The 23,527-nt window shown below is 23.6% G+C and carries 24 protein-coding genes; 20 read left to right on the top strand and 4 right to left on the bottom strand.

The window, feature by feature from the left end:
- The first annotated feature begins 7 nt into the window (after positions 1–7).
- The 10 genes from ytpR (at position 8) to STABA_RS04940 (ending at position 7,840) form a co-directional block, all read left to right on the top strand.
- Positions 8–589: a YtpR family tRNA-binding protein gene (gene ytpR / locus STABA_RS04985; protein ID WP_156007174.1), complete on the top strand. Its 582-nt coding sequence runs from the start codon at positions 8–10 to the stop codon at positions 587–589.
- The gene (locus STABA_RS04980) at positions 590–1,633 is read left to right on the top strand and encodes a nicotinate phosphoribosyltransferase (protein WP_156007172.1); all 1,044 of its coding nucleotides are present in this window, start codon (positions 590–592) and stop codon (positions 1,631–1,633) included.
- 21 nt (positions 1,634–1,654) lie between these two features.
- The gene (locus tag STABA_RS04975) at positions 1,655–2,593 is read left to right on the top strand and encodes a hypothetical protein (RefSeq protein WP_156007169.1); all 939 of its coding nucleotides are present in this window, start codon (positions 1,655–1,657) and stop codon (positions 2,591–2,593) included.
- 30 nt (positions 2,594–2,623) lie between these two features.
- Complete coding sequence (locus STABA_RS04970) at positions 2,624–3,361, top strand: hypothetical protein (RefSeq protein WP_156007166.1); 738 nt, start codon at positions 2,624–2,626, stop codon at positions 3,359–3,361.
- A gap of 79 nt (positions 3,362–3,440) precedes the next feature.
- Positions 3,441–3,791, top strand: coding sequence for a hypothetical protein (locus tag STABA_RS04965; protein ID WP_156007162.1), 351 nt, complete (start codon positions 3,441–3,443; stop codon positions 3,789–3,791).
- 16 nt (positions 3,792–3,807) lie between these two features.
- Positions 3,808–4,305: a hypothetical protein gene (locus STABA_RS04960; protein ID WP_156007159.1), complete on the top strand. Its 498-nt coding sequence runs from the start codon at positions 3,808–3,810 to the stop codon at positions 4,303–4,305.
- On the top strand, positions 4,305–5,552 hold the full coding sequence (tyrS, locus tag STABA_RS04955; RefSeq protein ID WP_156007156.1) for a tyrosine--tRNA ligase: 1,248 nt from the start codon (positions 4,305–4,307) through the stop codon (positions 5,550–5,552). Before STABA_RS04960 ends, tyrS begins: the two co-directional genes overlap by 1 nt.
- A 13-nt stretch (positions 5,553–5,565) precedes the next feature.
- The gene (locus tag STABA_RS04950) at positions 5,566–6,303 is read left to right on the top strand and encodes a hypothetical protein (protein WP_156007153.1); all 738 of its coding nucleotides are present in this window, start codon (positions 5,566–5,568) and stop codon (positions 6,301–6,303) included.
- 60 nt (positions 6,304–6,363) lie between these two features.
- Positions 6,364–7,032, top strand: coding sequence for a CDP-diacylglycerol--glycerol-3-phosphate 3-phosphatidyltransferase (gene pgsA, locus STABA_RS04945; RefSeq protein WP_156007150.1), 669 nt, complete (start codon positions 6,364–6,366; stop codon positions 7,030–7,032).
- Between the two features lie 4 nt (positions 7,033–7,036).
- The gene (locus tag STABA_RS04940; RefSeq protein WP_156007146.1) at positions 7,037–7,840 is read left to right on the top strand and encodes an SDR family NAD(P)-dependent oxidoreductase; all 804 of its coding nucleotides are present in this window, start codon (positions 7,037–7,039) and stop codon (positions 7,838–7,840) included.
- Here STABA_RS04940 and STABA_RS04935 read toward each other — a convergent pair whose 3' ends face one another.
- Positions 7,841–8,398 carry a DNA-3-methyladenine glycosylase I gene (locus STABA_RS04935; RefSeq protein ID WP_156007143.1) on the bottom strand — a complete coding sequence of 186 codons (558 nt, stop codon included), beginning with the start codon at positions 8,396–8,398 and terminating at the stop codon, positions 7,841–7,843. It abuts the gene before it with no gap.
- Positions 8,399–8,674: 276 nt separating this feature from the next.
- Between STABA_RS04935 and STABA_RS04930 the strand changes: the two genes are divergently transcribed.
- The 5 genes from STABA_RS04930 to STABA_RS04910 all read left to right on the top strand — a co-directional run bounded on the left by STABA_RS04930 (position 8,675) and on the right by STABA_RS04910 (position 16,948).
- Positions 8,675–10,312 carry a dicarboxylate/amino acid:cation symporter gene (locus STABA_RS04930; protein ID WP_170264712.1) on the top strand — a complete coding sequence of 546 codons (1,638 nt, stop codon included), beginning with the start codon at positions 8,675–8,677 and terminating at the stop codon, positions 10,310–10,312.
- 138 nt (positions 10,313–10,450) lie between these two features.
- Entirely contained in the window at positions 10,451–12,514 is a 2,064-nt protein-coding gene (locus STABA_RS04925; protein ID WP_156007137.1) for a hypothetical protein, read from the top strand.
- 218 nt (positions 12,515–12,732) lie between these two features.
- The gene (locus STABA_RS04920) at positions 12,733–13,839 is read left to right on the top strand and encodes a hypothetical protein (protein ID WP_156007134.1); all 1,107 of its coding nucleotides are present in this window, start codon (positions 12,733–12,735) and stop codon (positions 13,837–13,839) included.
- Between the two features lie 329 nt (positions 13,840–14,168).
- On the top strand, positions 14,169–16,235 hold the full coding sequence (locus STABA_RS04915) for a hypothetical protein (RefSeq protein ID WP_156007131.1): 2,067 nt from the start codon (positions 14,169–14,171) through the stop codon (positions 16,233–16,235).
- 11 nt (positions 16,236–16,246) lie between these two features.
- Positions 16,247–16,948: an ATP-binding cassette domain-containing protein gene (locus STABA_RS04910; RefSeq protein ID WP_156007128.1), complete on the top strand. Its 702-nt coding sequence runs from the start codon at positions 16,247–16,249 to the stop codon at positions 16,946–16,948.
- A 29-nt stretch (positions 16,949–16,977) separates the two neighbouring features.
- On the opposite strand, the gene rpsD is transcribed toward STABA_RS04910, so the two are convergent.
- The 3 genes from rpsD to STABA_RS04895 all read right to left on the bottom strand — a co-directional run bounded on the left by rpsD (position 16,978) and on the right by STABA_RS04895 (position 19,255).
- Entirely contained in the window at positions 16,978–17,595 is a 618-nt protein-coding gene (rpsD, locus tag STABA_RS04905) for a 30S ribosomal protein S4 (RefSeq protein ID WP_156007126.1), read from the bottom strand.
- 245 nt (positions 17,596–17,840) lie between these two features.
- The gene (locus tag STABA_RS04900; protein WP_156007124.1) at positions 17,841–18,596 is read right to left on the bottom strand and encodes an ABC transporter permease; all 756 of its coding nucleotides are present in this window, start codon (positions 18,594–18,596) and stop codon (positions 17,841–17,843) included.
- Positions 18,584–19,255 (bottom strand): ATP-binding cassette domain-containing protein, encoded by a 672-nt coding sequence (locus tag STABA_RS04895; protein WP_156007122.1) that lies wholly within the window; start codon positions 19,253–19,255, stop codon positions 18,584–18,586. Before STABA_RS04895 ends, STABA_RS04900 begins: the two co-directional genes overlap by 13 nt.
- 203 nt (positions 19,256–19,458) lie before the next feature.
- Here STABA_RS04895 and STABA_RS06105 point away from each other — a divergent pair, with 203 nt between their 5' ends.
- The 5 genes from STABA_RS06105 to STABA_RS04870 all read left to right on the top strand — a co-directional run bounded on the left by STABA_RS06105 (position 19,459) and on the right by STABA_RS04870 (position 23,524).
- Positions 19,459–19,824: a type II toxin-antitoxin system antitoxin SocA domain-containing protein gene (locus tag STABA_RS06105; protein ID WP_156007532.1), complete on the top strand. Its 366-nt coding sequence runs from the start codon at positions 19,459–19,461 to the stop codon at positions 19,822–19,824.
- A gap of 186 nt (positions 19,825–20,010) precedes the next feature.
- Entirely contained in the window at positions 20,011–20,205 is a 195-nt protein-coding gene (locus STABA_RS04885; RefSeq protein WP_156007120.1) for a hypothetical protein, read from the top strand.
- Between the two features lie 82 nt (positions 20,206–20,287).
- A complete protein-coding gene (locus tag STABA_RS04880; protein ID WP_156007118.1) occupies positions 20,288–22,069 on the top strand; it encodes a septation ring formation regulator EzrA in 1,782 nt (593 codons plus the stop codon).
- Entirely contained in the window at positions 22,054–23,241 is a 1,188-nt protein-coding gene (thiI, locus tag STABA_RS04875; protein WP_156007116.1) for a tRNA uracil 4-sulfurtransferase ThiI, read from the top strand. The genes STABA_RS04880 and thiI overlap by 16 nt, the downstream gene beginning before the upstream one ends.
- Entirely contained in the window at positions 23,228–23,524 is a 297-nt protein-coding gene (locus STABA_RS04870; protein WP_156007113.1) for a hypothetical protein, read from the top strand. Before thiI ends, STABA_RS04870 begins: the two co-directional genes overlap by 14 nt.
- The last annotated feature ends 3 nt before the right edge of the window (positions 23,525–23,527 follow it).

Here is a 23,527-nt window from a genome sequence, read left to right as displayed (position 1 = left end):
ATAGAATATGAAATTTTTTGTAAATTACAATAAAAATTTTGATGTATTATTTGTTTTATTTGAAAATAGAGCAGTCAATAATACAAAAAAAGTAAATAATATTGAATTATTATTCAATAATGATAAGTTAATTGGAGCAAATATTTTTGATCCAAAAATAGATAAAGAAAAAACTTATCGTATAGAAGATTTAGTGTTGCTGAATTATGCAAAACAAGCTTTAAAAGAACATATAAAAATTGATAATATTGAAGCTCAATTTGTTGTGGCTAAAGTTGAAGAGTGCGAAAAAATTGAAGGTACTCATTTGTCAAAATGTAAAGTAAATAATGGAAAAGAAATTTTGCAAATAATATGTGGAGCAAATAATGTTAAACAAGGTTTAATTACTTGTTTAGCAACAATTGGTTCATTTATGCCCAGTGGAGTTCAAATTTTAAAAGGTTCATTAAAAGGAAATGAATCATATGGCATGTTATGTAGTGGTAAAGAATTAAAAATTGATAATAGAAATATCAATGATAGTGGAATAATTGAATTAAATTTAGCAAATGATTTTTTAGGAAAATCAATTTGAGAGGTTATCTAGATGAAAAATAAATTTAATATTGATTTAAGAATATTTGATGATTATTATTCTGCAGATTATTTCAAAAAAACAAAAGAAATACTTAATAAATATAAACCAGATCAAAATGTAACTATGCAATGGTTTCAAAGAAAAGAAAATACTGTAATTTGTGGAATTGATATAATTTGTGAAATTTTAAGATTGAGTGGAGTAAAAGATTTAATTGTTGAAGGATTACAAGATGGAGACATAGCTCAACCGTTAGAACCAATATTAAAAATAACTGGTAAATATAAAGATTTTGCAAGATTTGAAGGTTTGTTTGATGGTATTTTATCAAGAGCATCAACTATTGCAACCAATGTTTTTAATCTTAAAAGAGTTGCAAATAACAAAACAATATTAAATATGAACGATAGAATGGATTTTTATAACACTCAACAAATTGATGGTTATGCATCTTTTATTGGTGGAAATAATAATTTAGTGACTGCTGCTAGTTTTGAATACCTTGATTTAGAGCCAAATCTAAAAGGAACTATGCCTCATGCTTTAATTGCATCATTTGACGGAAACTTGGTAAAAGCTTTAAAAGCATATCAAGAAACATTTCCAGATAATAATTTAGTAGCTCTTGTTGATTATAATAATGATTGTATTAATGATAGTTTGCTTGTTGCAAATGAATTTAAAAATGATTTATGAGCAGTCAGATTAGATACTTCAAGTGCTTTAGTTGATAAATCTCTTCAAGGAGTTAAAGAAAAAGATAAAGAACTTCATGGTGTTAATCCTACATTAGTAAAAAAACTAAGATTAGCATTGGATAACGCTGGACATAATCATGTAAAAATAATAGTTTCGTCAGGGTTTAATGTTGAAAAAATTAGTTTATTTGAAAAAGAAAATACTCCAGTAGATATTTATGGAGTTGGTGAAGCAATTACAGCAAATAAAATATATTTTACAGGTGATTTAGTGCTTATAAATGGGGTTAAACAAGCAAAATTTGGAAGAGAAAATATTAGTTCTACAAGAATAAAAAGTATAAAATATTATTAATAAAGTTTGGGGGGCAAAAACATGAGTCTTATTAAAAAGAAGAATAAAAAAGACAAAAGTGAATTTTCTAAACACGAAGAAGATAGAGTACCAAATCATTGAAGTTATAACAATGATCCGCTACTTAATTTAGATCCTGTTTTTGTAGATTCAGAAAATGCTGCACCCTCAATTAATGATATTGCAAGAAACATTGAAGGAGAAAATAATGTTTCTTATGAAGAAACTCAAGAAATAGCAAATAAACTTGCTGAAATGAGAAAAAATGTTGGTATTAAAAGAGAAACTAGAAAAGTAGAAGGTCCATTAGGATTAATTATTAATAGAGCTAGAGATAAGTCTTCACAATTGCAAAGTGAAATCATAGAAAATGATCCAATTATTGCAAAATTGCATAAAATAGAAGAAATGAAAAGAACTGGTGGAGTTGATGAAAATCTTTATACAGACTTATCAAAATCAAAAACAGAAAATTATGCAGATAGGGCAAAAAAATATTTAGATAAAAATTTAAAAAATAATAAAGTGGAAACAGAATTAGAAAGAAAACTAAGATTATCAAGAGAGGCTCAAGAAAAAAGAGAAGCTATGAGATCTGTTGGTGGTTCTGATGAAACTAAGGTTGATATGCTGCAACGTTTTTTAAATACAGATACATCAAAATACAAAACAAAAAAACTTAAAAACTCTAATCTAGATTATGATGATCAATATTCATTAGAAAGTTTAGAAAATGAAGTAAAAGATAAAATATTTTTTTTAAAAGAAATTAAAAGCGAAAGTTTAGAGAAAGAAACTGAACTAAGCATTTTAGAACTTGAAACAAAAACTTTTAAAAATGACCAAGAAAGAGAAGAATACTTGATAGCAAAACTTAAAGAATTAAATACATATATTGATAAATTACAAAAAAAGATTAAAACTGGTAAAAAGAAAGATGTAACTTTGATTTCCGATTAATCTTTTTTTAAAAAATGGGCGGTGAAAATTATGGCAAATCAAAATGATGAAAAAAACAATATACAAAATGATCCTAAAAAAAGAATGGAAGAAATTAAAAAATCTAATGATTTATTCAAAGATGTTGAAATAAAAGAATTTATTAGACCTTCAAGATTAGGAAAAGATATTAGTATTTCACCAAATGAGGGTAAACCAACTTTAATTAAACCGAGAAGAAAACAAGAGCCCTTAGTTTCTAAAGAAGAAAGAAAAGAATTAGAAAAAACTATTTCGGATGTAACTGCTGAATTAAGAGAAAAAAATGAAAATATAATTAAACAGCATAAAAAACTTATGAAAGAAGAAAACAAGTTTAATAAACTTGTTAATAAGTATTCTAAAAAAATTGAAGTAATGAAAAATAAAGGTTATAGTGAAGAAAAAGTCGAAAAAACTATTGAATTAAAAGAGAATTATAAAAATAAATTAAACCAAATTCATCAAAACTTATTATTTGTTGAAGCACATCAAACTTTTGATCCAAATATGAGTCTTAAAGACAGAAGAAAACAAATTTATAATAATGCTTACAATTCTGAAACTAGAAGAGCACAAAAACTAATCGCTTTAAGAGAGGCTGCAAATAATAAAAAACAAGCATTCAATTGAGAAAGTCATGTTGATTATAGTGAAAGTGTTAAACCACAGCCAGACAAAAATGCAGGACATAAAAGAGAAGGTTCATGAGATGATGAACTTGAAAGATTTAAAAAAGAAAATAAATAAGATATCTTTCAATAATAAAGATTAGAATTTTAACTAATAATGTATAATGAAATTGTATTGTTTTTTAAGGAGAAAATTTATGTTACCAATTCACTTTTATGCAACTGATGCTTTAAGCGCAACACAAACAGGTTTAATAATTGTTTTAATGGTATTAGCCATAATTTTAGTTTTATATACAATCATTACTTTAAGGAAAGTAGGGATTGCCGCTAAGAAAGTTGATTACTTTTTTGAAGATTTAACATATAAATCTGAAATTTTGAATGCAACAGTAGATACAATTGCAAGAGTTTCAAACTACGTTGATATTTTTGATGCTTTAGCAAAAAGAAATGTAAAATCATGAGTAAAAGTTGCTACAAAAAACAAAGATATATTTTATAAAATGGTTGAAAAATTAAGAGATTTTGCAAACTCAGAAGATTAATTAAGGAGTTAAAAAAATGTTTAAGTTAGCTAAAATTTTTGGGTTTGCATTCATTGGTATGATGCTTGCTCCAAAAAAAGGAATTGAATTAAGAGCCGATTTTGTTGATTATATAAAAAAATATCGTCCACAAATCAAAAAATTTATTTCAGCACTAGATGAAGCTTGAGAAAAAACTCAAGGTAATGAAAGTGATGAAGTTATTGCAAGTATTGAAATGAAACTAGACAAAGTAAAAGAAGTAAGTGATGAACTAGATGCTGTTAAATCAAAAGAACTAGCATATAAAGTCTTAATGAAAATGGGACAAACAAGTATGAAAATTGGTAAAGAGATAAAAAACTCTAAAAACGTTCAAGCAATTGCAAAAGATTTAGCCTTAATTACTGTTGATATAATTGATAAAGCAGATGAAGTTTATTCAGAAGTAAAAGATGTAAGTGCAAGTATGAGTAAAGATGTTGCAGTACAAGGTGATAATAAAAAACCTGCTAAAAATAGTGAGGAACAATAATAATGAAATCAATCATAGAAGAATTGAAGCAAAGAGATTTGTTAAATCAAATCACTAATGAAGAAAAATTATTAAACGCACAAAAAGATAATGCTGGAGTTTATTGTGGATTTGATCCAACAGCTGATTCTTTACATATTGGACATATTATTCCGTTGATAAACTTAAAAAGATTTCAAGATTTTGGTTTTAAACCAATTTTAATTCTTGGTGGAGCAACTGGAATGATAGGAGACCCAAGTTTTAAAAATACTGAAAGAGTTTTATTAACTTTAGATAAAGTTAAAGAAAATGTTGAATCAATTAGAAAACAGGTTACAAAAATTATTCCATCAATTGAAGTTGTGGATAATAATGAATGACTTGGTAAGATGAGCTTAATTGATTTTTTAAGAATTATAGGAAAAGATTTTAACTTAGCTTATTTATTGGCAAAAGAAAATATTGCAACAAGAATTGAAAAAGGATTAAGTGTAACAGAATTTTCATATACTATGTTGCAAGGATATGACTTTTATCAATTATATAGTACAAGAGATTGTAGAATTCAATTTGGTGGTTCAGATCAATGAGGAAACATTACTAGTGGAACTGATTATATTGCTTCAAAAGTTGGAAGAGAAAATTCAAAAGCAGCTGGAGTTACTTTTAAACTTTTAACTAAAAAAGATGGTGGAAAGTTTGGTAAATCTGAAACAGGAACAATATGGTTAGATGCAAATAAAACAAGTGAATATGAGTTATATCAGTTTTTTGTAAATCAAGATGATGATGATGTCGAAACATTTTTAAAACATTTAACTACATTAGAATTAGAAGAAATAGATAAAATTTTAACAGAACATAAAAAAGAGCCTTTCAAAAGATTGGCTCAAAAAAGATTAGGACAAGAAGTTGTTAGTTGAGTTCATGGACAAGAAGGATATCAAAAAGCAATAAAAATAACTGAAGCTATCTTTTCAGGAGATATTGAATCTTTAAATGAAAGTGAATTAAAAGCAATTTGCCTATCAATTCCTAATAGTAGCTCACAACTTGATTTGAAGTTTATTGATTTTTTAGTTTCATCTAAAATCGCTTCATCAAATCGAGAAGCTAGAGAGTTAATTAGAGATAAATCTATTACTATAAAAGGTAGAAACGACTTTAAAGAAGATGAAATTATTGGCAAAAATTTTATATATTTTGGAAAAACTATCATTGTTAAAAAAGGTAAAAAAAAGTATTTTAGTGTAAAATGTAGTTAAATAGGAGTTTAAAATGGTGCTAGATATTTTTAAAAGAGTCTTTGAAGAAATTATCAATTATTACAATAATGATTGTTTGAAAGATCAAACAATTAATAATGATAATTTTAAAATTGAGTATGACGAAAATAAATTAAAGGAATTAGACAGCGAAAATGAACTTGAATCGATTTTAAACAGCGTGATTCACAAAGTAAATGATTTGAGACAAGAAAATCAATCTCAATTAGAAGACGAAAAGTTTGATGTAAAAATTTTTGCTAAAAATGAAGTAATTTTATCTTCTGCAAATGTCGCATTTGAAAGTTTATCAGAGTGTTTTAAAAATATTAATTATTTAACTAGACAAAAACACGGAGAGAAAGTTTTAGATATTAATGAAGATTTTGCAATTCAAAAAATATCATCACTAGCTTCAAACATCTTATCAAGATATGAACATTTACCAACTAGATTAAAGAAAAATTCAGAACTATCAAAAATTATTGAAGTTTTAAAACAAATAACAAGTACAAATGAAATTGAAAATATCCTACAATTGTCAAAAGATATACTTTTAAATTATAATAAAATCTTACACTTAGACAATTTTGTTGATTATGATGTCTTAGTAGAAGAGTATGGATGAGTTCATGATGTTGTGAAATTATCAAGAGTTAGTGCTGGAGTTATTGGATGACTAGTTAATGCAGATATTTATATCGGTGTACTTTCTAAAAAGTATTATAAAGTACAAAAATCTGCTGCATAGATAAAAGCTCAGACCTACTGTTCTGGGTTTTTTTATGAAAAAATAAAAAGGGGAGTTTATATGAATTGAGCAAATAGAATTACAATGATTAGGATAATTTTGATACCAATCATAATTACTTTAATGATAATTTGTAATTTTGATAATAATGCTAATTTATTATATGGAGTTTTTAATAAAGCAATAAATATAAGTAATTATTCATTACCTTATGCATATTTAATTGCAGGAATTTTATTTATTGTGGCAAGTTTAACCGATGCTTTAGATGGATACATTGCAAGAAAATATAATCAAATAACTACTTTTGGTAAGTTCTTTGATTCAATTGCTGATAAATTATTAACAAACAGTGTTTTAATAGTTTTTGCAATTGGAGGAATTATTCCTGTTTGAATGTGTGTTATTTTAATTTGTAGAGATTTTTTAATTGATGTTGTTAGACAAATTTTAGCCTCAAGCAATACGATTATGGCAGCAGACAAGTTGGGAAAATATCGTGCAACTTTTGAAATGATTGGTTTAACAATATTGTTTTTTGTAGGATTCAGATTTTTTAATGGTTCATTTCAAGGTAAAACTAAGTTTGATGAGTATGGATGAATCAATCAGATTATAATGATTCCAATGTATATTACAACTGTGCTTTGCATAGCTTCAGCGTTAAATTACATTATAAAAAACAAAAAAGTTTTATTTAACACAAGCAGTTTAAAAAAAGAGGATTAATTTAATGGCGAAAAAAATTATAAGCAAGGATAAATATGCAGTTGTAACTGGAGCGAGTAAGGGTCTTGGATTTGAGTATTGCAAAGAATTATTAAAGTTAGGTTATAACATAATTGGTATAGCAAGAGATGCTTCAAGTTTAGAATCTTTAAAAGAACAGTTTGGTGATAAAGATATTATTGCTTGAAATTATGATTTAAGTGTTTTTGAAAACAATAAGATAGTAATAGATAAATGTAAAGACTTTGATATAGAAATATTTATCAATAATGCAGGATATGGAGTTTGAGGTTATTTTTCACAAAGTGATGTTGAACAAGAAATGAATATGATTGATTTAAATATTAAATCATTGCATTTTTTAACAAAAGAAATGATAAAAAAATTTGTTAAACAAAATTATGGAAGAGTAATTAATGTTGGATCAATGGCTGCATTTACTCCAGCACCAGTTTTTGCATCATATTATGCATCAAAAGCTTATGTTTTTAGTTTAGGAGTGGCTATAAATACAGAACTTAAAAAAACAAAATCAAAAGCAAGGGTTATCACAGTTTGTCCTGGACCTTTAAAAACTGATTTTTGAAATAGAAGTAGCAATCAAAAAGAAGCCAAGTATAAATCTACAATTAAAGTTATGAAAACTTCAACATATGCAAGAAGAAGCTTAAAAGCAGCTTTGAAAGTTAAAAAGAAAAATTTCATTATTACAGGATTTTCTAACAAACTTGTAAAAAAAATAACTAAATGAGCTCCGATGGGGATGGTTTTAAACTCAGTTTATAATTATCAAAGAAAAAGAAAATAGCTAATACTTATTTTTAACAAAACAATCATTTATATGATCATTTATAATTCCGGTGGCTTGTAAAAAAGAATAAATTATTGTGGTTCCAACAAATTTGAAACCACATTTTTTTAACTCATTTGAAATTTTGTCAGATAATAAGCTACTAGATAAGATATCTTTATCACTTTTTAATTCATTTATAATAGGTTTATTATTCACAAAACTTCATATATATTTACTAAAACTATTATACTGTTTAATTATTTCAATAAATTGTTTTGCATTATTAATTGCTGCTTTTATTTTTAGCTGATTTCTAATAATGCCTTTGTTTTTCATTAATTCATCAATTTTATTTTTGCCATAACTTGCGATTTTTTGATAATCAAAATTATCAAAAGCCACTCTAAAGTTCTCTCTCTTTTTTAAAACTATATCTCAGCTTAAACCTGCTTGCATTGATTCTAAAATTAAGAACTCAAAAAATATTTTATCTTCATAAATAGGTTTTGCTCATTCATTGTCATGATAATTTTTCATTAATTCGTTTATGTTTGCTCAATTACATCTTTTCATTATAAAATTCCTTTAAATATTTTTAATTTTACTTTAATTGAATGTATTTTTATATATCTTGTGATAATATAAAAATATGGAGGCAAAGTATTATGAGTAAATTTATATTAACAAATAATAATGATGATAATAACAGATCTACTCTTTTATGTTGTCTTTATTAAAATTTAAAAAAATAAAATTTATACTAATAATATAAAAGAGTATTGAATAAAAAATAGTTAAATACACCTATTTTATTTGATGCTCTTTTTTTATTTGGTTAGAAAGGGAAATATGTTATATGCAAGTACTTGAGATAAATTAAAAGATTTTATCTCAATAAGTAGTTATAAATCATTAATTGCAATTTTAGTTTTTTTTACACTGCAAATATTATTATGATTTTTTCTAAAGAAATTTAAAAATAAGTTTTTACATTTGTTTTCAGGATTGGTTTTAGGATTAGTTTATGGTGTCATAATACAAGCTGTTGTAGGTTTTCCTGAGTCATTTACAGATAAAGAAGGAAATCAATTAGCAGAATATCAATGAATTAAAGAACTAGATAGCTGATCTGTATTATTTAAAAAAGTATTTATATTGTCAATTACTTTATTGATGATACCTTTAATATTCTTATCAATTTATCGTGCAGTTACCAAAAAAAGTTCAAAAAGATTAGGAAGAATTACTGCAAAAGGTATTGTGTTTTTAGTAATTAACGTTGCTGTTGCATTTTGTATTGCAGCTGGAATTGGAATATTATTTAAAGTTGGAGTCACAAGTGAAGGAGAAAAAGTTTTAGATAAATTTTCAAACGGAAGTTCAGGAGATGAAGATACTAAATTAACATCTATTCCTGACATGATAATAAATTATTTACCTAAAAACTTTTTTGCAAGTCTTGCAAGTGATGCTGTAATTCCAGTAATTATTATGTCGTTAGTAGTAGGGCTAAGTGTAAAAGCGATATCTTTAAAAAATCCAAAAAAAGTTGAAGCATTTGTAAAATTAATGGATGCTAGTTGAGATATTGTATTAAAAATTGTAAATAGTTTTATTAAAATAATTCCTTTAGCAATTATGTCAATTGTTACAAACTTAATGATAACTCAATCTTTAACAGCTTTAACAGCAGTTGCAAAAGTTTTAGGAGCAGCATATGTAAGTTTATTTATTTGTGTAATTTATTTAACAGCTGCATTAGCAATTGCTAAAATAAAACCACATAAATGGTGACAAAAAGGATGAAGACCTACTTATCAAGGTTTAGTTACTCAGTCTTCAAGTGCAACATTACCTTATACTATGAAATCTTTAGTAGATGAAATGAAAGTTGATGAAACTTGTGTATCAACAATAATTCCTTTATCAACAACTATGGGCATGATTGGAGGAGCAGGTGCAGAAGGCGGCTTGATTATGTCATTAATGTGAACTGGATCTGATTCTCCTATTATTCACGACCAAGGTATATGATTATTTTTAATTTTAGGTTTAATAATGACGATAATAATTTCATTTGGAATACCAGGAACTCCTGGAACTTCAACATTAGTTATAACAAGTTTAACTAGCTCTTTAGGTGTGCCAAGTTTTAGAGAAGCTACAATGTCAATCATGTTAGTTTTAGAAGATATTTTTGATATAGGAAGAACTGCTGTAAATATTCTTGCAGCAATGGTTGTAAGTACAATTGTTGCTTTAAGCGAAGGGATGATACATCCAGAAACTGATATATTAAGTAAAAAAGCAGGCCTTAAACAGTTAAAAATAAATAATATTAATATTTTAAAAGATTCGAGAAGTGAAGAAATTAAATCCCTTAAATTAAAATACGAAAATAAAAGTTTAAACAAACTTGAATATAATCAAAAATACAAAGATATAAAAAATAGTTACAAGAATAAAATTACTGAGGCTAAAAATTAAAACAAGAAAATGCTTAACAAAATATCTTTATCTATTGATAAAGATATTTTTTGTTTAAAAAGTGTTTAACTTTTTTATTAATATATAATAATAGTAACTAGTTTATAACTAATAAAAAATGAATGAAATGAGTATATTATGAAAGTATTATTAAAATGTAACATAAAACAAATTTTTAAATTAAAGTCAATTTATATTGTATATAGTTTATTAACATTAATTAACATTGTTTCTTATTCTTTACTTATATTTGTTGGTAAAAATGATAAAATAGAAAATAAATTAAGTTCTTTACAAGTAGGTTTTTATTTTTTTATAATTAATTTATTTTTTATTGTAATTTTTACTTTGCTTATAAATACCAATTTATTTTATAGTTCTATATACAGCGGTAAAATAAATATGGAGATTATAAATGGTTTGAATAAAAAAACAATTTGACTATCTCGTTTTATTACTCAAAAAATAATTTTATTAAACCTAATTATAATCCAAATTACAATTGTAAATTTAATTATGCTTATGTATGATAAAGCTTTGCAAGGGTATTTGATAAATCAAAGATTATTTTATTGATTATTTTTAATTTTCTTTTTATTTTTTTTAGATTTTATATATCATATTTGTATTGGTTTTATAAAACAACAAGCTTTTGTAGCTGCCATTATGTTTGTTGTGGGATTATTTTTCACAGTATCTTTAATATGTAATTATTTTTTTAAACAAGATAACATAAATAACTTTGGACTTATTAAATCAAATAAAGCTTATATAAAAAATAATTTAATAATGGAAAATTATAATGCTTTTATAAATCTTTCAGAAAATAAGACTGCAAATTTAGTTAAAGATTGGCATAAGTTAAATTTACAATTCTATGTGGAAAACAAAATGATTGATAATTTTTCAAATGAAATCAATATTATAAAGGCATCTGCTTTTTATGATGACTTTATTAGAGTGAATAAACAAAACATCTTTATAAGTTTTATTGATGATCAATATAAAATTTTAGAAGATAATCCTAAGCTATTTAATATGAATTTTAATTCATTACTGAAATTAAATAGTGCTACTTATGCACATTCTGAGGAAGTGCCCATCATAAAAAAAATTTTGGAAAATTTTTATTTAGTGACAAATAATTCTAGTTATTTAAATATTTTAAATAACTATATAGCAAGATATAGTTTTCCAAAATTCACTGAAGGTAACCAATCATATTTATATAGCTATTTTAAAAGTCCTACTTATATTTTGCAAAATAATAAATATGAATACATAAAAAAACATCCTGAAATAGCTTTATTAATAGATTTATATTCAAATATACTGGATGAGTTTTATGATCTAAAAAATAAAGAAAATTACAATTCTTACATTTATGATTTATATATTGCAAAAAATAATTTGGAAAGCTCATTTTATAATCGCATAAGATGAAATCTTTTTAATCAATTATCAAAAATGGCATATGGTTACAAAGACTATCTTTATGAATATTTAATTGCAAATGAACCCTTTGGGCCTTTAAGTGATTATTACTATAAAAGACTTGTTAATGATTCTGAAAAAATAGATAGATATAGAAATATTAATAAATTTTTTGAAAGTGAAGAAACAAAAAAAGAAAATAACTTTCAGTTTAATTATAATTTTTTTGAATATAAAGATGAATATTTTGAATGTTTTAGGAGAGATAACTTAGATAAAATTATTTTATTGTGTGAATCTTTAATTTTGAAATACGAAAAGCTTAATTCTTTTATGTTAAAAAACTGAATGATTGTTTTTGAACTTTCATTATTAGAAGATAGTACAAAAGAAATATTTGTTCCAATTGATAAAGTTTATGAAAATAGTGTTGAGTATATATATGGAAAATTAATTATTAAAAATGTTTACATAACTAACTATAGAAAAAAAAGTGAATATAGTAATGAACAACTTGAATATGATAAACCGAGCGAAAATGACATAATCTTATATTCTCGAAATAAAATTACTAATTTTATGGGAGATAAATATAAATTAAATGACGATTATAATATTGAAATTTATAGTGATGAATATTTTGACTATTCTAAAAAAGGACAATTATTAAATTATTATTCCCTGTATATTCCATGATTATTTTTTTCAATTTTATTAGATTTTGGAACTATGTACGTTTTTGTAAAAAGATATGAAAAAATGAGTTAAAAAATTTTATGTTTCAATAAATTTAAAAGTATTTGATTGATTTTATAATTTAAATTTTTATTGTAATAAATGAATCAATTAAGATTTTTATAATTTAAAAAGAAATGTACTGGAAAAAATTATGTATTTTATTTTTTACTTTGATTTAGTATTTTAAAAATTTAATTTACAAGTATTAAGATATAATTATTATGTACATAGTACAAGAAAGGATAATAATGAAAAAATTAATTAATTCTTTATTACTTTTTTCAACTTCTTTAGGAATGGTTTCTTTTACAAAAAATTATAATATAAAAGATTTTGAAAATAATAAAGATATATATTTATCAAAAGTTAACAAATATAGCAATGATCAATATCAAAAAACTATAATAACTAATTATGATATAAAAGATTTTTCTATATTTATTAAAGAAAATGAAAGTGAAAATGATATAAAAAAAGATGTTTTTAGAACTATGGCCGAAAAAAACAAAGCAGCTGAAAACATAGCTTTTTTAGTTGATTCAATTATTAAAGACACTAATCTAATGTATTGAGAAATTGAGAATATTAAATTTATAAAACCAAATCAAAATTCAGAAATAAATTTTAAAAATGTTAGAATAATTGCAAAAGATCAAAATATGAGTTTTTTTGGTTCATTTAGTTTTAATGTTAAATTTATTAGAGGAACAGTAACTCCTGAAAAACCTAAGAAAAACCTCCCATATACAGAGTATGTAAATAGAACAAACTCTACAATTGGTAATGAAGTAGATGCAAAATCAAGATGATTGATAGCGATAGGTTCAGATTTTACAATAAATATAAAAGATTATAAAGACTCAGTATATCAATTTAGAAAAGATATAAATAATTTTGAACTTAAATTTTATATTACAGTTAAAGATGGAAGCACATATGGTGGTAAAACTTTAATTGATGAGGAATATATAAAAAATTTATCTATAAATAATGTTGTTACTCCATGAAAATTTTATAACAGTAGAAAAATTGAAAAAGAAAAACCATTAGGGTTTGACGATAACGGCTTTCCACTTTATACTTATGATTGGAAATATAAAAATTATTTAAACAATCCAGAAAAATTTTATGATAGTTTAACTGATGATGATAAAAATAATGTTGTTATGAAATTTAAACATGATTATGCTCAAAATAAAGTTTATGCAGCTGCTGTAATAGATTATTATACATCAGTTGATGGTATTATGCATTTTAGACTTATAACAATATCAGGAAAGTTTGCTAGCAAATGAAATAACTCTAACGTTCAATGTAAAGTATCAGCAAAATTTTTAAGCGTAAAAATTTCATAATATTTTACTTCAAAAGATATAAATATTTTTAAAATAAAATAAAATTTATTTTAAAAAAATATGAAATAACAATCTTGTTATTAATGGTTATAATTCAATTTATTAACTATTTAATTTAGCAAGATTGTTTTTATTTAATATAAATAAATACTTATTATCAAACGCAGCTTTTGAATCAACTTTACAAAACAACGAAAATAACAAAAACGAACAAATATTATTAAATTAATTTAAAAAAAAGTTTACTTATACAAGTTAGAATATTATTTAAATTATTGTATAATTAAATAAGTAGTAAAACTACTAATAATGAATGAAATGAGTATATTATGAAAGTATTATTAAAATGTAACATAAAACAAATCTTTAAATTAAAATCAATATACATATTATATGGTTTATTAACTTTGGTTAATATTGTGTCTTACTCGCTATTATTATTTATTGGCAAAAATGAAGATCAAGAAATCAAAATAAAACAATTACAAATAGGTTTTTATTTTTTTATAATTAATTTATTTTTTATAGTAATTTTTACTTTGCTTATTAATACAAGCTTATTTTATAATGCTTTGTATGGTGGTAAAACTAACATGGAAATAGTAAGTGGTATAAATAAAAAAACTATTTGATTGTCACGTTTTATTACTCAAAAAATAATTATACTAGGTTTAATTTTTATACAAGTTTTTATAGTAAATACTATTATGATTAAGTATGACCAAGTTTATCAAAGTTACTTAATTAATCAGAGATTATTTTATTGATTATATTTACTGTTTTTTTCCTTTTTTTTAGATTTTGTTTATCAGTTTTGCCTTTCTTTTATAAGTCAACAAGCGTTTGTTGCAACTATAATGTTTGTAGTAGGTTTAATTTTTTCAATTTCTTTGATTTGTAATTACTTTTTTAAAAGTGATGATATTAATGGGATTGGGCTAGTTAAATCAAATAAAGCTTATAGAAAAATTGAACTAACTATCGATAACTATAATTCTATTAAAAATTTTATGGGAGAAAATACATCAAATTTTATAAAAGATTGACATAAATTAGGTTTGATGAGCTATATTGAAAATAATTTAGAAAATTCATACTATTCACAACAAGTTTATTTGTTAAATGCTACTAACTTTTATGATAGTTTTATTGATAGAAATGAAGACAATATTTTTATGAAGTTTATTCTTGAGCAATATGAAATTTTAAGTATGAACAATGATTTATTTAAAATGTCTTATAAAAGCTTATTAGATATGAATAACTTATATGATAATAATTGACAAGAAGTACCTATAATGAATGAAATTTTAGAAAATTTTTATAATAAAACAAATAATAAAAGTTATTTAAATTTTTTAAATAATTATAAAAAAAGATTTGAATATGAAAAATTAACACTTAGCAATGGTTCATTTTTGTATTCTAATTTTAAAAATCCAAGTTATTATTTTGATGAAAATAATGGCAAATATAATTTTATAAAAGCACATCCTGAAATCGCTTTATTAATTGATTTCTACTCAAATATAGTTAATGAGTTTTATGATTTAAAAAAAGATAATAATATTAATTCATATATTTATGAATTATATATTGAACAAACTAACTTAAATGAATCTTTTTATGACTCTGTTAGATTTAATTATTTTAACCAAATGTCAAAAATGGCTTATGGTTTTAAAGACTCTGTTTATGCTGACATAATTGCAAATCAACCATTTGGTCCATTAAGTGATCTTTATTATAAGAGACTTGTTAATGAACCAAGTAAGCTTGATAAATATAGAACTAGTGTTGATTACCATTATAGTTATTATAAAAATATTAATAACAACTATAAATTCTCTTCTGATTTTTTTGCCCTTAAAAAAAGACATTATGAATGTTTTTTAAAAGAAAACTTAACTAAAACTATTTATCTAGCAGATTCCTTAGTTATGAGTTATGAACCTTTAAATTCATTTTTTTTAAAAAACTGAACAATAGTTTATCATTTAACATCATCTACGGATAATTCAAAAGAGATCTTTGTTCCTATAAATGAAATTTATAGTGACAGTGTTAAATATATTAATGGAAAAATTAATATTGAAAGTGTTTATATGACACAGTATTTAACATATTTAAACAATGATAGACGTAGTTATAGTGAACCTACTTCAGATGATTTAATCTTATATTCTAAAAACTATAGTACTGAATTTATGGGGAGTGAGTTTAAAATTAATAATGATTATAATATAGATATTTATAGTGATGGATATTTTAATGAAGATAAAAAAGGTGAACTATTGAATTATTATGCATTATATATTCCTTGGTTAGTAATATCAGTTTTACTTGATTTTGGAACAATATTTATTTTTGTAAAAAGATATGAAAAAATGTGATAGAAAGGATTAATATGATAAAAGTAAATAATTTAACTAAAAAAATTGGTAAAAAAACAATATTAGAAAATATATCATTAGAAATTAATAGCGGAGATATTATTGGAATTGTTGGAGAAAATGGTAGTGGAAAATCAACACTTGTTAAAACTCTTTTAGGTTTGATAAAAGCAAGTAGCGGTAACATTATTTATAACAGCAAAAATTTTAATTATTTTCCAGATGTTTCTAATATGGCAATTAACATGAAACCTATAGAACTAGTTTCTCACTTTTGTGAAGTTAATGGTATTAAATCTAATGAATATAAAGAAAAAATAAAAGAGTTTTCAAAAAAATTGGATCTAGAAAATAAAATGACTAATAATATGAAAACCTTAAGTACTGGGGAAAAAAAGAGAATTTATATGATGATTATCTTATTAATCAAAAAAGAAGTAGTTTTTTTTGATGAACCAACAGATAATTTAGACGATGCTTATAACAATATATTTTTTGATATTTTACAGCAACTTTCTAAAAAAGGCGTTACAATTGTAGTTATTTCTCATTCATTTGAGTTTCTTGAGAAATTTATAAATAAATTGATAATATTAAAAAACGGTAAATTAGTATATAATGATTTTTATTTAAAAAACCAAAGCATTCAAAAAATAAGTGAAAAAATTCATTCTCCGACAAGTAACTTCAAAGCTAGTGAAGTTATTGATTGATAATATAAAAACCACGCAAAGCGTGGTTTTTCTTATTTAATTAAACGGTTGTATCATTCAACAATTAATGCATCATTAATTTCTTGGTTTAATTCATTTCTTTCAGGTAGTCTTACAAATGTTCCTGAGAAAGTTTTTTGATCAAATTTTACAAATTCAACTGTTTTTGCACTTGAAGCCATTGCTTCAATAACTTTATCATTTTTATGCATTTTATCTTTTAATGCAATCGCTTCACCAGGTTTAACTGTATATGAAGGAATATCTAATTTTTTACCATTAACTAAAATATGACCGTGAGAAACTAATTGTCTTGCTCCTTGTCTTGTTAATGCTAATCCCATTCTATAAACTATGTTATCTAATCTAGATTCTAATAATTGCATAAAATTAGTACCTGTAATACCTGAGATTTTTTTAGCTCTTGCATATGTATTTCTAAATTGTCTTTCAGTTAATCCATACATAAATTTTAATTTTTGTTTTTCTTGCATTTGTTGTCCATAACCTGACAATTTGCTTCTTCTTGCTCCATGTTGTCCAGGTGCAGAAGTTCTTTTTTTACCTTTTGAAAATTCTTTACCTGTTTCTAAAATTGAAAACCCATAACGACGAGCTTTTTTAAATTTAGATCCTGTGTATCTTGACATCTATTAATCTCCTTATTTTTTGATTGATATATTAATTTGGAAAATCGCTTAAGAATAATATAAGCTCTAATAAAGGAAGTCTGTGTTTCGCTCTTATCTGCAAGAGTTACTATCTATATCTAAATCACAGACTAATTGTTTTATTATGCTTACCTGCAGATTAACCAAAAATAATTATATATGATTTTTAACCTTATTTTATAAAAACTTAATAAATAAGTAAAAAAAATGACTTATAAAGTCATTTAATCTCATTTAAAGTATTTTACTGCTAAAAATGTAAATAATCCAAAGTATAAAGAACTAGTTACATATATTCATCATATCTTTGAAGTATCTATTTGATTTGCAATACTGTTGATTATTAGTACTGCATTTCCTGTTGGGAGTATATATTGTATGTATTTAAATCATGCATTATTTGGGTCAACTACATAAGTTGATACAGTTGATCCTGAAAAGAATAAAGATATCATTAAAAATAATAATGAAACTGAAGAAATTATTGTCATAGTTTGACAAAAATTAGCTAAACTTACAGATATTAAAAAATGTAATACAAATATAACAATTGGAATAAATAATAGTGACATTATCATCGCTATTGAAGTTGTTAATTTAAAAGCGGTAATTGCTATTATTAAAACTATTACAAACTCAATAAAATACATTATATAATAGCAAAGCATTAATGAAATTATGTATTGTAATTTTGAAATATTTGCTAGGGCAATTATTTTTGTTCTTTTATCGATACGATTTGAACATAAAGTAATAGGAATAGCTGCAACTGAGAAACTTAAAATAGCCATTACCATTAGTGCAGGGAAACAATAGTCCAAAACATTAACAGTTTTGTTAACATTAGGTATATAAAATGTTTCTTTTCCTCATGCAACACCAATTATGACAGTTCACATTATGGGAAAGACTAAACCAAAAATTACTCCAAAAATATTTTTCACATACTTATATGCTTCTAATTTAATTATTTGTAACATGATATAACCTCTTTTTCTAAAATCTCAATATTTTCTTTAATATCTTTATTTAGGTTTAAATCTTTTTTTACAATACCATCATTTATAAAAATTACTCTTTGGCAAAGTTTGGCAACTTCATTAACATCGTGAGAAACCATTAAAATTGTTGTTTTATTTTCTTTTATATAATCATTTAAAACATCATATATTTTTTCTCTTCAAATAAAGTCTAATGACGTTGTTAGTTCGTCAAGTAAAAGTAAATTTGGTTTATTAACAAATGCTATTAATAATTTAAACTTTTGTTTTTCTCCTCCAGACAGTTTAATAAATCTTTTCCTTTTAAACTCTTTTAACTCAAATTTTTCAAATAAAACTTCAAGATCTTCATTTGATTTAAATAACTTTTTATAAAATCTTGCTATAGTTATTAAATTTAAATCTTGTTCATATTGACATTCTTGAAACACTGCATTTTTTCTTAGATCTGTTTTATCAATAATTACATCACCTTCATTTTGTTTTTTAGAACCCATTATAATTTCTACAAGAGTAGTTTTTCCAGCACCATTTTTACCCATAATCCCAATACACTGATTTTGATCTAATGTTAAATTTTCAACGTTTAAAACTGTTTTATTGTTATAAGTTTTTTTAAGATTTTTAATTTTTATCACTAGCAAAAATCCTTTCTAAAATATTTTATTTATTATACTATATTGCTATAATAAAAATAAAAAAAGGTGTTTTTTTATGGAAAAAGTAACAGCTAGAGATGTTGCTGATTTTGTTATTGATTATGTTTATCAAAAAAAGCAAACTTGTTAGAAGATTCAGAAAATAATTATTTTGATTTTATAGATTTTAAACATTTAAGGTTATAAAAAATCTTATATTTTTTGTATCGTTTATACTATTCATATACAAAAAAGAACTTTTTGAAGATGATTTTGTAGCTTATAAATTTGGACCTGTCATAGAAATCTTATATAATGAAATTAAAAAATATAACTTAAATAAAAACGAGAATTTACCAAAAGACTTATTTCAAAATACTTTAAATCTTGAAAATCACATAGATGTTCAATTAATAAAAAACCTGTTAGATATTTTATTTAAAATTTCTACTTGAAGATTAGTTAAGTTAATTCATATTGAAGATTCGCCATGAGGTGCTACTGAACAATCAAAAGTTATAGATAAAGTTTTTTTAAAAGAATACTTTTCAAACGTAGAACTTAGATAAATGAGTACAAAAAAATTAGATTTTTCGACTCCGGATTTAGTAAAAAAAGTACCAATACACTTTTGTTTAAAATATTTCATTTTTCCATCTAAAGTGGATTTTGATGAGAGAAAAAATGTTTTGAAGTATTAAATAATTGTAATGGAAAAACATTTATGGAGCTGATTAATAGTAAATAAGGTCATTTTGGAAAAAAGTAAGTTAACAATCAATAGAGTTATATCAGTACTTGGTAGTATCTCTTATTTTAATAATAGTTTTGATGAAAATATTTATGATTTGATACGCGGTAATACAGAATTAAGAATGTATGGTGTTTATAATTCTAAAAGTAACGAGTTTTTTTTAATTGAAATAGATTTTAATCATAACTCGAGATAAGTATCATATTTATTGTGCATTTTCCCTTTTAAGATAAATATGCAATTATGCTATAATTAATATGATTTAATGGGGTAGGCAAATGATATTATCATGGGATATAAATAACTTATTTACAAATCCAGTAACGATTGCTTGTATGGCAGTTTTTTTTGGATGCTTTTTAATAGCGACAATAATATTAATTGTTTTATCTGTATATAAAAATATTATTCAAACAATTGCAAAAATAATAGATTTATTTGATACCATTTCAAAATCACCTTTAAAAAATTTAATTAGAAGAATTTCAAATATTTACGAAGAAACTGAAAACTTAGAAAAAGAATATGCAGTTTGAAGAACTAAATATGAGTTAATTTATGAAAAACAGCTGCAAAAAGTAATGTTAAGTTTTGTTAATTTATTAAAAGATCGAAAAACTACAAAACCAACTTTAGCAAACCAAAGAAAGTATCAAAAAATTTATGAAGATGTAATAGCAATTAATAAAACAATTCATGAAGTTTTTGTAGAGATATATTCAAAATTAGAAATTGAATATATTCAAAGAGACTTTATTACTTTTTTAAAAGAACTATTTACTTCTATTAAAGAAGAAGCGGTTATTATAACTTTTTCAGATTTAGATATTGATGAAAAAAAACTAAGTGATTTAATTAGTAAAATTGAAGTTTTATTTGAAGATTTTTATTTAAATATGGAAGAAGGGTGACTAAATCAATGTTGAAAAATATTAGGCGATATTAGAAGTGCTTTAGTTTTTTTAATCCAATTATTAGAAGCTATTCCAGATATTTTTTCATCAGTTGAAGCTGTAATTCCAGAAAAATTATTAGATCTTAAAAATAAACACGTAACATTTGGTAATGCTACAAATGAAAAACTTACAAGTAATGCAAAAGCGTTTGTATCTTTAGAAAAACAAGTTGATATTTTAAGAGTTGAAGTTAGAAATTGAATCAAAAAATTACAGTTTAAAACTGCATCACAAAAAATAAATGAAATAAATGATCTTATTGATAATTTTAAAAACACTTTAGAGTATGATGATAAATTAAAATCATATTTTTCAACAAGAGCGGAATCTATCAAACTAAGTTTAGAGAATGTTGTCAAAGCAACTTGAAATATCCAAAAAATATATTTTAATACAAATAATGTATCAAAAATTAGAAGTCCAGAAAGAAGTGACTTTGAAGCAGCAAGAGCAGATTTTTTAAAAACTAAAGAAAGCTTTGATTTAGTTTTTGCAAATTTTGATGTTGGTATTAATAGCGGAAAAGAAGTTAATTTAATACAATTGAAAGACGAGTTATTAAAAGTTTTAACAAAAGCTATTGATGACATTGAAAACTTAGAAAAATCAACAAAAATAATTGAAAAAAATAGCACAAATATAATTTCATTAGAAAATCAAATTATATTTTTACAAAGCATTTTAAGTCAATGCGAAGTTAAAATAAATCAATTTAAATCAATTCAAGAATTAAAAGAACGCTTTGAAGAAAGTGTTAATATGGAACATGCTAAATTAACAAGTTTTTCAAAAGAAAGAATTAGTAAAATTAAAACAAATCAAGAAAAAGAACAAGCTGCCATCCAACTGGATAGAGTTGCAAATGATATAATGATGATTTTTAGGGATTTAAATGATGCTATCTTTTTAGATTATATTTCACAAGAAATAATGATATATTTAGAAAGATATGTGGGTAAGTTTGATGGAGTTGAACAATTAATTATTCAATGTGAAAAACTATTTAAGCAAAGACATTTAGAACAATTAATAAATCTTTCATTGGATGCATTAACAAAAATCAAAAGAAACGACGATAAGAGGAAAAAATGAAAAGCATATTAGTAAGATATGGGGAACTAACTTTAAAAGGTAAGAACAAAGATATATTTATCAATAAACTAATTCAAAATATTAAATTTAAGTTAAAAAAGTACAAAGAAGATATTGTTTATAAAAAAGACTACAATAGTTTAACTCTATCTGTAAAAAATGAGATTTGCGATCAAGTAATAAATATTATAAAAAATGTTTTTGGTATTTATTCAATTTCAATTGTTGATATAGTTGAAAAAGATGAAAATAAAATTTTAGCAAAAACCTTAGAAATTGCAAAAACTTTAAAAGAGTTTACCTTTAAAATAGAAGTTGAAAGAAAAGATAAAAGTTTTTCAATTGGTTCTAGTGATTTAAAATTAAGCATTGCTGCAAATATATTAAAAAATACAAATAATTTAAAAGTTGATGTAAAAAATCCTGAAAATAAAATTAGTGTTATTATAAAAATTGATGGTGCTTATATTTTCACTTCTAAAATTGTAGCATCAAAGGGTCTTCCGGTTGGGGTTGGGGGAAAAGCAATTTCTTTATTAAGTGGAGGAATTGATTCTCCTGTGGCAAGTTATTTAACATTAAAAAGAGGAATGCAAGTTGATTTTCTACATTTCATGACTCCACCCCATACTTCAAAAGAAGCTTTAGACAAAGTTTTTAACTTAGCATTAAAATTAGAAAAATATAATCAAACAAATTTTAGTCTATATGTTTGTGATTTTTCAATGATTATTCAAGAATTGATGCATATAAAAGAAGAGTCTTATCGAATCACAATCATGAGAAGAATTTTTATGAGAATCGCAAATATTTTAGCTAATAAAATTGGTGCAAAAACTATAATAACAGGAGAAAACTTAGGGCAAGTTGCTTCACAAACAATCGAGTCAATAAACGTTATTAATAAAGCATCAGATCTTGCAATTTTAAGACCTTTAATTACTTATGATAAAGAAGAAATAATAAGTGTGGCAAAAAAAATTGATACATACGAAACATCAATATTACCATTTGATGATGTTTGTTCTTTATACGTTCCAAAAAGTCCTGTTACAAAACCCAGAATTTTAACAGCATTAGATCAAGAAAAAAATTTATTATTAGATGAAATGATTAATTATTCGATAGAAAATAAAATAAAACAGTATATATGCAAAGATGGTGAATTAGTTGAAAAAGAATAAAGATAAAAAAAATACAAATAAGTTTGGAGTTTTTAATGGCAATGTTATAAATAGTGAAACATTTGTATTAGAAAATGAATTTAAAGTTGAAGAATATCATGACGAATCTCTTACAATAACTGAAGTTAAAACAAAAACTTTAAAAGAAGATGAAGAATTAATTATTAAAGAAAATTTGATTAAAAAAAGAAAAAAAATTAATTCTACAGTATATAAAGTTATTGCATATGTAATTATTTTGTTAGTAATTGTTGCAATCATAGTATACTTAATAGTAAGGTAGTAA

The organism is Spiroplasma tabanidicola (assembly GCF_009730595.1).
Taxonomy (GTDB): Bacteria; Bacillota_I; Bacilli_A; order Mycoplasmatales; family Mycoplasmataceae; genus Spiroplasma_A; species Spiroplasma_A tabanidicola.
Note: the sequence above shows the minus strand (reverse complement) of the source record. Positions and strands in the feature narration are given on the sequence as shown.